The 13,778-nt window shown below is 34.4% G+C and carries 11 protein-coding genes; 3 read left to right on the forward strand and 8 right to left on the reverse strand.

Going from position 1 to position 13,778, the window contains the following annotated elements; genetic code table 11:
• Window positions 1–33: 33 nt before the first annotated feature.
• The 7 genes from rlmD to lpxB all read right to left on the reverse strand — a co-directional run bounded on the left by rlmD (window position 34) and on the right by lpxB (window position 9,867).
• Window positions 34–1,443 (reverse strand): 23S rRNA (uracil(1939)-C(5))-methyltransferase RlmD, encoded by a 1,410-nt coding sequence (rlmD, locus tag FNE73_RS13680; RefSeq protein WP_143885139.1) that lies wholly within the window; start codon window positions 1,441–1,443, stop codon window positions 34–36.
• Window positions 1,444–1,577: 134 nt separating this feature from the next.
• Window positions 1,578–3,113 carry a TlpA family protein disulfide reductase gene (locus FNE73_RS13685; protein ID WP_228430119.1) on the reverse strand — a complete coding sequence of 512 codons (1,536 nt, stop codon included), beginning with the start codon at window positions 3,111–3,113 and terminating at the stop codon, window positions 1,578–1,580.
• A gap of 201 nt (window positions 3,114–3,314) precedes the next feature.
• Entirely contained in the window at window positions 3,315–4,082 is a 768-nt protein-coding gene (locus FNE73_RS13690) for a succinate dehydrogenase/fumarate reductase iron-sulfur subunit (RefSeq protein WP_089743998.1), read from the reverse strand.
• Window positions 4,083–4,106: 24 nt separating this feature from the next.
• A complete protein-coding gene (locus FNE73_RS13695; RefSeq protein ID WP_143885140.1) occupies window positions 4,107–6,119 on the reverse strand; it encodes a fumarate reductase/succinate dehydrogenase flavoprotein subunit in 2,013 nt (670 codons plus the stop codon).
• A 15-nt stretch (window positions 6,120–6,134) separates the two neighbouring features.
• Window positions 6,135–6,797 carry a succinate dehydrogenase cytochrome b subunit gene (locus tag FNE73_RS13700; RefSeq protein ID WP_143885141.1) on the reverse strand — a complete coding sequence of 221 codons (663 nt, stop codon included), beginning with the start codon at window positions 6,795–6,797 and terminating at the stop codon, window positions 6,135–6,137.
• A gap of 133 nt (window positions 6,798–6,930) precedes the next feature.
• Window positions 6,931–8,700: a ComEC/Rec2 family competence protein gene (locus FNE73_RS13705; protein ID WP_143885142.1), complete on the reverse strand. Its 1,770-nt coding sequence runs from the start codon at window positions 8,698–8,700 to the stop codon at window positions 6,931–6,933.
• A 60-nt stretch (window positions 8,701–8,760) separates the two neighbouring features.
• Window positions 8,761–9,867, reverse strand: coding sequence for a lipid-A-disaccharide synthase (lpxB, locus tag FNE73_RS13710; RefSeq protein WP_143885143.1), 1,107 nt, complete (start codon window positions 9,865–9,867; stop codon window positions 8,761–8,763).
• A 103-nt stretch (window positions 9,868–9,970) separates the two neighbouring features.
• Here lpxB and FNE73_RS13715 point away from each other — a divergent pair, with 103 nt between their 5' ends.
• Together FNE73_RS13715 and FNE73_RS13720 are read left to right on the forward strand one after the other, a co-directional pair.
• Window positions 9,971–10,480, forward strand: coding sequence for a DUF2480 family protein (locus tag FNE73_RS13715; protein WP_143885281.1), 510 nt, complete (start codon window positions 9,971–9,973; stop codon window positions 10,478–10,480).
• An 80-nt stretch (window positions 10,481–10,560) separates the two neighbouring features.
• On the forward strand, window positions 10,561–11,211 hold the full coding sequence (locus FNE73_RS13720; protein WP_143885144.1) for a DUF937 domain-containing protein: 651 nt from the start codon (window positions 10,561–10,563) through the stop codon (window positions 11,209–11,211).
• A gap of 52 nt (window positions 11,212–11,263) precedes the next feature.
• On the opposite strand, the gene FNE73_RS13725 is transcribed toward FNE73_RS13720, so the two are convergent.
• Window positions 11,264–11,380, reverse strand: a complete 117-nt coding sequence (locus FNE73_RS13725; RefSeq protein WP_143885145.1) for a 30S ribosomal protein THX — start codon at window positions 11,378–11,380, stop codon at window positions 11,264–11,266.
• Between the two features lie 195 nt (window positions 11,381–11,575).
• Here FNE73_RS13725 and FNE73_RS13730 point away from each other — a divergent pair, with 195 nt between their 5' ends.
• Window positions 11,576–13,756, forward strand: coding sequence for a S41 family peptidase (locus FNE73_RS13730; RefSeq protein ID WP_143885146.1), 2,181 nt, complete (start codon window positions 11,576–11,578; stop codon window positions 13,754–13,756).
• The last annotated feature ends 22 nt before the right edge of the window (window positions 13,757–13,778 follow it).

Raw genomic sequence — 13,778 nt, forward strand, 5'->3', positions numbered from 1 at the left:
TGTGATATTTGGAATTAAACAAATGTAATTAAATTATTTCTTTATCAGCAACGCAATATTTTCTACGTGATGTGTCTGAGGAAACATATCAACAGGAAGGATTTTAACCAACGTATACTGCTCTTTCATCAGAGCTAAATCTCTTGCCTGAGTTGCTGAATTACAGCTTACGTACACAATTTTTTCCGGAGCCAGCTTTAAAATCTGCTCTACTACCTTCTGGTGCATTCCGTCTCTTGGCGGATCTGTAATCAAAACATCCGCTTTAGGATGATTTGCCAAAAACTCTTCGGTGAAAACATCTTTCATATCTCCACAATAGAATGTTGTATTGGTAAGTCCGTTTAACTGTGCGTGTTCTGTTGCTGCATTGATGGCTTCCTGCACAGATTCGATACCGATCACCTGCTTGGCGTTTCTTGCAACATATTGTGCGATTGTACCTGTTCCTGTGTATAGATCATATACTACTTCATCCCCTTTCAGGTCAGCAAACTCAAGTGTTTTCCTGTATAGTTCCAAAGCCTGTTTATAATTGGTCTGAAAAAAAGATTTAGGTCCGATTTTAAATTTCAAACCATCCATTTCTTCCATTAAAAAGCCTTCACCAAAATAAATATTGATGTTTAAATCATAGATTGAGTCATTCTGCTTCGGATTGATGGCATATACTAATGTTTTAATCTGCGGAAATTTTTCAAGCAGATAAGCGAAAAGCTTTTCCCTGTTTTCTTTTTCCTCTCTGTACAGCTGAAAAAGAACCATCCACTCTCCTTTTGAGTTTTGCCTCATCATTAAAGTTCTCAGAAAACCCTCCTGATTTTTTACATCAAAGAAATCTAATCCTTCATTAACAGCATATTCTTTCACAGCCAAACGGATAGCGTTGGAAGGATCTTCCTGCAGAAAACATTCTTTTAGATCTAAAATTTTGCTCCACATTCCGGGAATATGAAAACCAAGCGCATCACGGTTTCCAAAATTTTCTTCAGAACTGATTTCGTATTGGGTAAGCCAGCGTGAATTAGAAAATGAAAACTCCATTTTATTCCGATAGAAATACTGCTGTTCTGAACCTAAAATCGGCAAAGTATCAAAATTATCGATTCCGCCAATTCTTTTAATATTGTTATAAACTTCTTCCTGCTTAAAATCAAGCTGTTTTTCATAGCTCATGTTCTGCCATTTGCAGCCACCGCAAGTCCCAAAATGAATACATTTAGGCTCAGCTCTGTAAGGTGATCTTTGGATAACCTCCAAAGCTTCTCCTTCAAAATATTTTGATTTTGCCTTTTTTACTCTTACATTCACAATGTCTCCCGGAATTGCTCCGGAAACCATTACTGTTTTGCCTTCTTCAGTTCTTCCAATGGCAATTCCTTTTGCACCTGCAGAAACTAATTGTATATTTTCAAGAATGATATTCTTTTTATTTCTTTTCATTGATGATATCAGGTTATAACCTACTTTAAAAAATTAATTTTTAAAAACTAAAAGCCAGTTTTTTACTGACTGCAAAAGTACAATAAAAAAAACCTTATCCGAAGACAAGGTTTTTGTTTATACTATTTTAATAATTATTTTGTCTGAGGTGCTTTTGGGGCTTCTTCTGTTTGCGGAGCCTGCTGAAAAGCCGATGGATCAAGCTGAAGTTGTGCCTGTGGTTCTACTTTCGGAGCAGAAAGACCTGTTTGTTTATCCAAAATAGTTACCAGTTCAGGATCACCAAGATTTACAAATGGTCTGCTTGCAATTTTACCGTTTTTATCAACAATAATAAAGTTTGGTAGTTTAAATCCATAAATCCCGTACTTTTTAGCAATATCAGAGTTCAAACCTCCTTCTCCATATACATTAGTTCCCGGAATTCCTTTCAGCATTGCATTGCTTGTTTTTACAAACTGCTCTTTTGTGTCATCAAGGTTCACATATACAAAGTTCATTTTTGATTTATAAAAATCTGCTACTTCTTTTAGCACAGGAACTGTACCTTCCGCAATGTAAGGATTCCATGATGCATAAAAAACCAACATATAAGGTTTCCCTTTATTTTCATTCAGCTTATAAGATTTGCCATCCTGTTTTACCAATGATGCTTCAGGAGCATCATCCCCAACTTTAAATCCGTTGATCGTAAACTGCATCTTTTTAAGGTCGGACTTTATGGTTGAATCTTTAATTTCCTCTTCGATAATTTTTTTGATCTTATCTGTTGTTTTAGCCGGAGTTTGTGGGTGAATATCAGACTGAGCAATTACATAAGCCAATAAATAATCTTTCTCTGTCTGAGAAACCTCTTTTTTATTTTTTAAAAACTGGCTGAATAATTCTGAAGTGGTAATATCTGTTTTACCCTGTGATTTAGACTGCGCAAATTTCTGGAAATCGCTGCTCATTTTTGTTAATAGATACTGTCTGTAAAAAGGACTTATTTTTACCATCGCATCTTTATTTTCCTGAAGCTTATTTTCATAATCTGTAAAAGCTTTTCCCATTTTGAAAGAAGGATTTCCTGAAGTCTGCTTTTTACTCATTTCATAATTGACCATCAAATTAAGAATTGCAACTTTAGCATCTGTTTTTTTCCACTCTATCACTTCTTTTCCTGGATTGAATTTTTTTACATTTTCATCAATATTTTTATTAATGTCTGCTTCAATTTTCTGCATTCCTTTTACAAACTTTGCTTCATCTCCGGAAATAAGCTCCTGAATATTTAAGGTTTGTCCATAACTCGTAAGGAATTTCTGACTCGCCTGGAAGAAGTCATTATCATTTTTGGCATCGCCGGTTACTACATATTCATTAGGGAAAGTCATTGCAGAACCGGAAATGTTTACCTTCTGACCACCTTTCAGGAAAATAAGATTTTGCTTTCCAGCGTAGTTTATAACATACATTCCGTTTTTAGGAGCTTCAAATTCACCTGCAAAATTACCGTCTTTATCAAGACTCATATTTATAAGAGGCAAAGTAGCTACTCCTGAAGCTTCCACAAATTCTATTCTTTCCAGCGGAGAGCTTCCTGCAATTTTTCCTTTAACTTCAACTTTTTTTGAACAAGACATTACAAATAGTGCAATGGCAAACAACAAAAGATATTTTTTAATCATTATTGTATTAATATTTTTTTTGAATAACTGAATCTTCGATTTCATTTTAATTTAAATAATTTAGCAAAAATAGGTTTTTATACTGTATTAAAGATAAAACAAGGTCTGATTTTATGAAAGATTAACTAAAAAATCGTCTCCAGCTTGTGAAGACGATTTTTTATAAAATTTTGTCAAAGATTTGAACTTTGACAAGTGGTTTTATCCTCGGTCAACAAAAGCTGACATATATTCTCTATTCATTCTTGCAATGTTCTCCAAAGAAATTCCTTTAGGACATTCAACCTCGCAAGCTCCGGTGTTAGAGCAGTTTCCGAAACCTTCATCATCCATTGCTTTTACCATATTCAAAACTCTGCGTTTTGCTTCTACTCTACCTTGTGGCAACAATGCATACTGAGAAACTTTAGCTCCCACAAATAACATTGCTGAACCATTTTTACAAGAAGCCACACAAGCTCCGCAAGCGATACAAGCTGCAGCATCCATAGCTTTGTCTGCATCTTCTTTCGGAACCGGGATTGCATTGGCATCCAAAGTATTTCCTGATGTATTTACCGAGATAAATCCACCCGCTGCCATTACTCTGTCAAACGCACTTCTGTCAACAATTAAATCTTTAATTACAGGAAATGCTGCACTTCTCCAAGGTTCAATAACAATCGTTTCACCGTCTTTGAACATTCTCATGTGCAACTGACAAGTGGTAATTCCCGTATCCGGACCGTGTGCTCTACCGTTGATGTAAAGAGAACACATTCCGCAGATTCCTTCACGACAGTCGTGATCGAAAGCGATGGGCTCTTTACCTTCGTTGATTAAATTCTCATTAAGGATATCCAACATCTCCAAAAATGAAGAATCTGTAGAAACATCCGATATTTTATAAGTCTCAAACTGACCTTTAGATTTATTATTTTTTTGTCTCCAAATTTTCAGTGTAAGATGTAATCCTTTTTTTGCACTCATAATGATATATTTATAGGTTGGAGATTATTTGTAGCTTCTTGTTTTAACTTCGATGTTTTCATAAACCAGATCTTCTTTATGAAGCACTTCCTGATTGATGTCTCCACCCTTATATTCCCAAGCTCCTACGTATTTGAAATTTAAATCATCTCTTTCTGCTTCTCCTTCCGGAGTTGAGTGATCTTCACGGAAGTGACCTCCGCAAGACTCATTTCTGTGCAGTGCATCAATTGCCATCAGTTGTCCTAACTCTAAGAAGTCGGCAACTCTGAAAGCTTTCTCAAGCTCTGTATTCATTCCGTTATTGTCTCCCGGAACTTTTACGTTTTTCCAGAAATCGTTTCTTACTTCTTCAATTTCTTTGATCGCCTCACGCAGACCTTCAGGAGTTCTTCCCATTCCTACTTTATTCCACATAATGTTTCCTAACTTTTTGTGGAAATAGTCTACTGAATGCGTTCCTTTATTATTTAAGAAGAAATCAATTTTTTCTTTAATTTCTTTTTCAGACTGTTCAAAATCCGAAGAATTGGTTGAAATCTGTCCCGTTCTGATATCCGCAGAAAGATAATCTGCAATCGTGTAAGGAAGCACAAAATATCCATCAGCCAAACCTTGCATCAAGGCAGAAGCACCCAGTCTGTTGGCTCCGTGATCTGAGAAATTTGCTTCACCGATAACGAAACATCCCGGAATTGTAGACTGTAAATTGTAATCTACCCAAACACCACCCATAGTATAGTGAACCGCAGGATAAATTTTCATTGGAGTTTTGTAAGGATCGTCTGCTGTAATTTTTTCGTACATGACGAATAAGTTTCCGTATTTCTCCTCTACCCAGCTTTTTCCTAAATCATAAATCTGCTGATCTGTAGGATTATTGATATGCTTCTCAATAGCAGCTTCTCTACCTTTTTTCATGATCTCCGTAGAGAAATCAAGGTAAACACCTTCCTGAGTATCGTTATTTTCAATTCCATATCCGGCATCACATCTTTCTTTAGCTGCTCTTGAAGCAACGTCACGAGGTACAAGGTTACCAAATGCTGGATATCTTCTTTCCAGATAATAATCTCTGTCTTCTTCCTTAATATTTTCAGGTCTTAGTTTCCCTTCTCTGATAGCCTGTGCATCCTCAATCTTTTTAGGAACCCAGATTCTTCCGGAATTTCTTAAAGATTCAGACATTAAAGTAAGTTTAGACTGCTGAGTCCCGTGAACCGGAATACATGTCGGGTGAATCTGAACATAACAAGGATTTGCAAAATACGCTCCTTTTTTGTGAATTTTCCATGCTGCAGAAACATTGGAACCCATTGCATTAGTAGAAAGGAAATATACGTTCCCATAACCTCCTGAAGCAATAACCACTGCATGTGCAGAATGTCTTTCGATTTCACCTGTTACCAGATTTCTTGCAATAATTCCTCTTGCTTTTCCGTCTACGATAACAAGATCCATCATTTCATGACGGTTGTACATTTTAATTCTGCCTTTACCGATTTGTCGGCTCATTGCAGAATAGGCTCCTAACAATAGCTGTTGACCCGTTTGTCCTTTTGCGTAGAATGTTCTTTTTACCTGAACCCCACCAAATGAACGGTTATCTAACTGACCTCCGTACTCACGCCCAAAAGGTACACCCTGAGCAACGCACTGGTCGATAATATTTGCAGAAACTTCAGCTAATCTGTAAACGTTTGCCTCTCTTGCTCTGTAGTCACCGCCTTTGATGGTGTCATAGAACAATCTGTAAGTAGAGTCACCGTCTCCCTGATAATTTTTAGCTGCATTAATACCTCCCTGAGCTGCGATAGAATGCGCTCTTCTTGGAGAATCCTGATAACAGAAAGCCTTAACATTATATCCCTGCTCTGCCAAAGTTGCAGCAGCAGAACCACCTGCCAAACCTGTACCAACAACAATAATATCAATCTTATCTCTGTTGTTTGGTGCAACGAGGTTCATATGGTCTTTATGATTTTTCCATTTATCCTTTAGAGGACCTGCTGGAATTTTTGAATCTAATTTACTCATATTAGTATAGTGATATTATTGAGTTACGTAATGAAAAATTGCAATAAAGATAAAACCTAGAGGAATCAGAATAGAATACCAGTTCCCAAAAGCTTTAATTATCGGAGTATATTTCGGATGTCTTGCTCCTATCGATTGAAAAGAAGACTGGAAACCGTGAGCCAAATGCAATCCCAATAAAATAAACGAAATTACATATAGTACTACTCTCCAAAGATCTGCAAATTTAGCGTGCAAATCTCCCCAAAAGCGTGTCTCCTCTACAGGCAATCCGTCTATGTATTTATAATTCATCTCATGTACCCAGAAATCGTACATGTGTAGAAAAATAAAAGCTAAAATTACAGCTCCTGAAATCAGCATGTTTCTTGACATCCACGTAGAGTTTGCCGATCCGTTGTTTACGTTATAACCTACAGGACGTGCTTTATTATTTTTTATTTCCAGCACAAATCCCATTACAAAATGGAATATCACAGCAAACATTAAAACAGGCTGCATTAAGAACTGAATCAGAGGATTATACCCCATAAACTGAGAAGCATTATTGTAAGCATCTTGTCCGAAAACCGATAATAGATTTACAGAAAGGTGCATCACTAGAAATATTAGCAAAAACATTGCTGACAATGCCATTGCATATTTTCTACCAATTGTAGAACTTGTTAAACCTGCCATATTAAGTTTAAATTTGATTTTCCACAAAATTAGGAAATGTTAACAATACAAGAAACTGAGAAATCTCACTATTAGATAGTTTGTAATCTTTCTAAATAAGAACAAAAAAAGAACTCTTGAGAAAGCAGATCTATTAATCTACATCATACTGATTATGTCCAATTTTAACTGTTTTTACAGAATCGGGAATATGTTTTATTTCAAAATTATTTATTCTTCTGGACGAAATGTAAGGATTAATAATAAACTGCCTGATCTTGTTTTCTTCAGATGAGTTTTTCAACAGAAAAACAGCATTGTCACCGTTTTTTATTACCACTACATTCAATTTTCTATAGGTAAAAGTATGAATTTCATTCTGAAAATTATAATAAATTTGAAATGAAATTCTCACAAAAAGAAAAGCAAAAACGACAAAAATTACTCTATAGGCAGTTTTAAGACATGCTTTATTAAAATAAAATCTCACATAATAAACAAATATATAGAACACAAAAACCTCAGCTAAATTAAAAGAAATATTCTCAAAAAATAGTACATCGAATTCTGCAAACCAATGGATAACTTTCAATAAAATCTTGATCAGGCTGTCATAAACGGTATTTAATATATAAAATTCAAGATCTACAGCAATTAAGCCCGTCATAACAAAAGAAAAGATGATAATCAACTGAGAAAAAGGAACAATAACAAAATTGGCAACAATAGAAACAAACGAAAACTGGTGAAAATAATACAAAACCAAAGGCAGAGTAGCCAATTGTGCAGATACGGAGATGGAAACGGTATTGTATAAAAGTTTTTTCATAAAAGAATCCTGCTTGGGAAAATATTTTAAAATAGGCTGATTCAGCCAAAAAATCCCTAAAACCGCTTGAAAACTCAGCTGAAAACCAACATCAAAGATCTGATGAGTATCAGCAACCAAAATAATGAACGCCGAAACTGAAAGAGAGTGAAGCAGATCAGGCTTTCTTTGCAGAATTACATAGATGAAATAGATACTCAGCATAATGCATGACCGAACTACTGAATTTTCAAAACCAATAAAAAATGCAAAAATCCATATAAAGACAAGACTGCAAAGAACCGCATATCTCCTAAGGCTAAAAGGCGAAAATTTAGTCAACAAAAAATAAAAAATTCCGAAAATAACCGCAATATGAGTTCCCGAAATTGCCAGCAAATGCACCAATCCTGAGCGGTTAAAGTCCTTAACAGTTTCAGCATCAATTTCGGTGCGGTCTGCCAAAATAATTCCTTTTAAAAACTCACGGCTTTTTGATGACATTTTCGAATTATTGATTTCCTGTAGAACTTCTAATCTTTTTTGTTTGGACTTTTCAGCAAAACTGAGGTCATTTCTGGCTACGGATGAAACCTCCCCATTCACATAGACCAGATAAAAAATGTTTTTTCTTGAAAGATATTTTTTGTAATCAAATTGGAAATCATATTCAGGATTCTGAGGCTGAGTAATATAAGCCTGCGATTTATAGTAATGATTAAAATCTAAATCTTCCGATTCTCTTTTAATATTTACAATTGCTTTAAAAGTTTGATTGTCAGCTTCAGCTAAGACCTCATATTTTTTATATTTTTCGTTTGAATTGAGCTTTTTTGATATTTTAAATACAATTACCTCATTTGCTTGTAAATTAAAAGACTGAGAATGATGGATATTAAAACCATGAAAGGCAATTCCAGATAAAAAGAACATGGCTGAGAAAAGCAAAATTCTGATTTTAAAAAGATCAGAACGATTGATGAAAAATAATCCACAGAAAGTGGCAATAATGGGAACGATAATAAAAACAATCTTTTCTGTTAAAAGAAAATAATCCTGAAAGAAAATCCCAAGAATAAAGCAAAAAACCGCAATGAGAAATGGCTGTTTGTTCAAATCATTTGTGTTTGAGCAAACTAAATTAGAAATTTTTTATGAAACGAAAAACTGTTTTTACTATTTCAGTTTCAAAATCACATTTGCTGCATTTTCACTTGCCCCTTTTCCTCCTAATTTTTCGCGCAAAAGATCAAAATCATTGAGCATCTGATTTCTTTTTTCGCCATTCAGAATAGAATTTAACTCTTTGATAAGATTTTGGGTATTAAGTTCATTTTGAATCAATTCTTTCACCACTTCCCTATCCATTATCAAATTGACCAAAGAAATATATTTGATATTTTTAACCAGTCTTTTGGCAATAGCATAAGAAATTTTACTTCCGCGATAGCAAACCACTTCCGGAACATTCAGCAAAGCGGTTTCCAGAGTTGCCGTTCCCGAAGTGACCAAAGCGGCTTTTGAGCACCTTAATAGATCGTACGTTTTATTGGAAACAAAATGCACATTTTCATCTACATATTTTTGATAAAATTCTTTATCCAAACTCGGGGCGCCTGCAATCACAAACTGATAATTTTCAAAATTCGGACGAACAGAAAGCATGATTTCCAGCATTTTTTCGACTTCCTGTTTTCTGGAACCTGGTAAAAGCGCAATAATTTCTTTTTCGTTTAAGCCGTTTTCAGTTTTAAAATCATTTGTATTGATTTCCTTGAGCGAAGAAAGCGCATCCAATAACGGATGTCCTACAAAATGAGATTTTACGCCGTGCTTGTTATAAAAATCTTCTTCAAAAGGCAGAATAACCATCATTTCATCAACATATTTTTTGATGATTTCCACACGGCCTTCCTTCCACGCCCAAAGTTGTGGAGAAATATAGTAAACCACTTTTATGCCCAATTCTTTGACAAATTTTGCAATTCTCAGATTGAAGCCGGGATAATCTACCAAAATTAAAATATCTGGTTTACTGTTTCTGATATCTTCTTTGCAGAACTTAATGTTATTAAGAATTGTTCTCAGATTCATAGCCACTTCAAGAAATCCCATGAAAGCCAGATCGCGGTAATGTTTTACCAAAGTTCCGCCTTGCTTCTGCATCAGGTCACCGCCCCAGAATCTGAATTCTGCAGACGGATCTTTTTCTTTTAAAGCTTTCATCAGATTGCTCCCATGCAGATCTCCGGAAGCTTCACCGGCAATGATATAATATTTCATAAAAAATGAGTGACGAATGATAAGTGATTTTATCAATTCTACCTATCAGACCTCAGATTTAAGATTATATTTAATTAATTTTGTTCCAAAGATAATGATAAAAATGTCAGAAGAATTTGAAATCAGAAACAAAGTTGCAGAAAGCGGACTGATCAATTTTGATATTGCCGATCTGGTTTCGAAAGGTGAAAGAAGAGGTATTGACCTGAAAGACTTTCTATTCATGGAAATGGTTTTAAAAGAAAAAGATTTCCGGGAAAAAGTAGCAGCAATCAATGGAGAAGAATATAAAGACAGCTACGTATACATCTATAATTCCGCAGATGCTATTGTACCACTCTGGGCGTATTTTCTCATCACGGCAAAACTTGCAGATACTGCTAAAAAAATTGTATTTGGGGATGCAGAAAATCTTGAAATCATCCTCATGCACGATGCAATACAAAACTATGATTTTTCTGAAATGAACGGAAAGCGTGTTTTAGTGAAAGGATGCACAGACAAGGCTATTCCTGAAAATGCATACGTTGAACTGGTAGAAAAATTAAAGCCTGTCGTAAAATCTCTGATGTTTGGCGAAGCTTGTTCAAACGTTCCTATTTTGAAAAATTAACGGTAATTTTTCTCTATTTAAGTTTTAATGAACTAAATTTAATACCTTTGGTTTTGTAACAATTAATTTAAACACAAAAAATGAACTTAATCGACCTTTTAACAGGAAACACAGGAAATCAGGTAGCACAACAGGCTGAAAATAAATTCGGAATCAGCAAAAATCAGATCATCGCGCTTTTAGCAGTAGCTACTCCTTTGATTATCTCTTATCTGAGAAACAAATCTCAGGATGCCAAAGAAGCAGAAGCACTGAATAATGCTTTGGATAAAGATCATGACGGAAGTATTCTGGATGATACCGCACAGCTTGAATCCAGACAAAATGAAGGAGGCTCTATTCTGTCGCACATTTTCGGAAACCAAAAATCAACCGTTGAAAATCAGCTTTCTCAAAACACAGGAATTTCTATCGACAAAATAGGACCAATTCTCGCAATGCTTGCTCCGGTCATTATGGGTTACATAGGTAAGGAAAAGCAGCAAAATAATGTAGGAGCCGGAGGACTTGGCGATCTTTTAGGCGGCATTTTAGGCGGCGCACAAAACCATGCTCAACAACAGGAATCAAATCCTTTAAATGATATTTTAGGAAGTGTTTTAGGTGGCGGACAATCTCAATCGTCGGGAAATCCGCTGAATGATATTTTAGGAAGCGTACTTGGAAGCGGACAACAGCAGAAGCAGCAAAGCGGCGGAATCGGCGACTTACTTGGTGGTTTGTTTAAATAAACTCAATTGATCTACAATATAAAAAGACCGAAGAAAATTCGGTCTTTTTGTTTTAAGCTTTTTCGCTTTCAGAGGATTTATGAGATTTGGCACTTTTTTTAGGTCTTCTTTTACCATAGCTACCATTATTAATCTTACCTCTTCTTGATTTTTTGTCTCCTTTTCCCATAATAAAAAATTTCTTTTGATGATTATCACGAATTTAGAAAACATTCTTCTAAAATCAACAATTCAGACTGTTAAAATTTTCAAAAAAGAAATTAACAAAAAGATTTCACGATACAATTCTGATTGATTTTTTATAAAAAATGTTAAGAAATTATTACTTATAATATTAATCACTAGATTTGGAAAAAAAATATCAATGTATAAGTTTTTACTTCCAATCTTATTATCTTTAAGCTTAAATTCTTTTGCTCAAAAAAAAATAGACAATTTAAATTTTGAGAAATTTGAAAATAATTTCCCTTCACAGTGGGAAACATTTGGAGATGGTTCAGCAACAATATCTTCAGATTATAAAGAAAAGCAGGAAGGAAAAACTTCAGTAGTTTTTCATGCAGAAGAAGGTTCTGAATTTAAAGCATTAATGTATACACTTCCTGAAAATTATAAAGGAAAAAAAATTACCCTTTCCGGGTACATCAAAACTGAAAATATTACAGACGGATTTGCAGGTCTTTGGATTCGGATTGATCCGGACATCGCCTTTGACAATATGAAAAAGACAGATTTAAAAGGTACTAATGATTGGAAGAAGTATGAGATAACCGTTAATATGTCTCCTGAGAATACTCAAAAAATTGTTTTTGGAACTTTGATTACAGGAAAAGGAAAAGCATGGTTTGACAATTTAAAAATCTCTATTGACGGAAAAGACGTAAGTAAAGCTAAAGTTTTTGAGAAAAAAATGACTAAAGTTGATTTAGATAAAGAGTTTGACTCTGGCTCTAAAATTTCAAATATCCCTACAGACAAAAATAATGTGGAAAAACTTACTCAACTAGGTCTTATTTGGGGATATCTGAAATATTATCATCCGGCAGTTGCAGAAGGAAATTACAACTGGGATTACGAACTTTTCAGAATATATGAAAAAACAAAAAATATCCCAATAAACGAAAGAGACGCAGTAATTACTGAATGGATCAAAAATTTGGGCAAATATGAGGTTATTAAAGCTTCAGAGATCCAAAACGTGAAAGTAAAACCAGACTTAGACTGGATTACCAATTCAGGATTTTCAAAAGAACTTTCTCAGGAACTTCTCAAATTAAAATATGCGAAAAGACCTCATGCTAACTATTACGTAGATTTTTTTAAAAATGTGGGCAATCCTGATTTCAGAAACGAAAAGTCTTATCAAAACATGATCTATCCCGATGCAGGTTTCCGTTTACTTTCTCTTTACAGATACTGGAATATTATTCAATATTATTTTCCTTACAAATATCTTATTGAAGAAGACTGGAAAGATGTTTTGAAAGAATTTGTTCCCAAATTTATCAATGCAGAAAACGAGACTGAATATGCTTTGGTATCTCTCGAAATTATCGGAAGAGTACGTGATTCGCATGCTTATGTAATTAATCATAATAAAAGTATTTACGAATTTTTTGGAACTCGTTATTCAGCTTTACAGATGAATTTTGTTGAGGACAAAGCTATTGTTAATGATTTTTATAACGAAAATTTAGCCAAAGAAACCGGAATTCAGAAGGGTGACATTATTACAGAAATTGATGGTGTAAAAACTGAAGACTTTATCAAAAACATTCTAAAATACGTTCCTGCTTCAAATTATGCTGCTCAATTAAGAGATATTTCAAGTTATCTGCTAAGAACTAATAATGAGTCAATTAAAATAAAATTCATACATGACGGAAAATCACAAGAAAAAGTAATTAAAACATATACAATCAAAGAATTAAACTATCAGAAAAAGGTAAAAGAATTTTTCAAAACTCTTAACAATGATATTGCTTATTTTTACATGGGTAGTGTAAAAGCAGATGAAGTGCCTTCCATTTTCGATAAGATAAAAGACACGAGAGGATTAATTATTGATCTCAGAAGCTATCCTTCAGACTTTGTAGTATTTAAGATGGGAAAATTACTAAAGCCTAACGCTTCCAATTTTGTAAAATTCACAAAAACAAAAAATTATCAACCAGGACTTTTTACATTTACTTCAGATTTAGAAGTTCCCGGATCAGAGAAGAGCGCTTATCAGGGAAAAATTGCAATTCTGATTAATGAGACTACTCAAAGTAGTGCAGAATATCACACCATGGCTTTCAGAACAGCTCCAAATGCAAAAGTTTTTGGTTCCCATACAGCAGGAGCAGATGGCAATGTTTCCGAATTTGTACTTCCGGGCAACATCAAAACTATGATCACCGGAATAGGAGTTTATTATCCGGATGGAAAAGAAACCCAAAGAATAGGGATCATTCCTGACGAGGAAATAAAACCTACTATTGACGGAATAAAAAATGGTAAAGATGAAGTTTTAGAAAAAGCAATGAAATGGATTAACGATTGATAATGTATCAAAAAATTTATTT

Source organism: Chryseobacterium binzhouense (assembly GCF_007474545.1).
Lineage (GTDB): Bacteria > Bacteroidota > Bacteroidia > Flavobacteriales > Weeksellaceae > Chryseobacterium > Chryseobacterium binzhouense.

Bases quoted from the DNA above. Each gene is read 5' to 3' on its own strand.
- FNE73_RS13690 (WP_089743998.1), bottom strand. From the start codon at position 4,082: ATGAGTGCAAAAAAAGGATTACATCTTACACTGAAAATTTGGAGACAA.
- FNE73_RS13725 (WP_143885145.1), bottom strand. From the start codon at position 11,380: ATGGGAAAAGGAGACAAAAAATCAAGAAGAGGTAAGATTAATAATGGT.
- FNE73_RS13730 (WP_143885146.1), top strand. From the start codon at position 11,576: ATGTATAAGTTTTTACTTCCAATCTTATTATCTTTAAGCTTAAATTCT.
- FNE73_RS13695 (WP_143885140.1), bottom strand. From the start codon at position 6,119: ATGAGTAAATTAGATTCAAAAATTCCAGCAGGTCCTCTAAAGGATAAA.
- FNE73_RS13715 (WP_143885281.1), top strand. From the start codon at position 9,971: ATGTCAGAAGAATTTGAAATCAGAAACAAAGTTGCAGAAAGCGGACTG.
- rlmD (WP_143885139.1), bottom strand. From the start codon at position 1,443: ATGAAAAGAAATAAAAAGAATATCATTCTTGAAAATATACAATTAGTT.
- FNE73_RS13685 (WP_228430119.1), bottom strand. From the start codon at position 3,113: ATGATTAAAAAATATCTTTTGTTGTTTGCCATTGCACTATTTGTAATG.
- FNE73_RS13720 (WP_143885144.1), top strand. From the start codon at position 10,561: ATGAACTTAATCGACCTTTTAACAGGAAACACAGGAAATCAGGTAGCA.
- FNE73_RS13700 (WP_143885141.1), bottom strand. From the start codon at position 6,797: ATGGCAGGTTTAACAAGTTCTACAATTGGTAGAAAATATGCAATGGCA.
- lpxB (WP_143885143.1), bottom strand. From the start codon at position 9,867: ATGAAATATTATATCATTGCCGGTGAAGCTTCCGGAGATCTGCATGGG.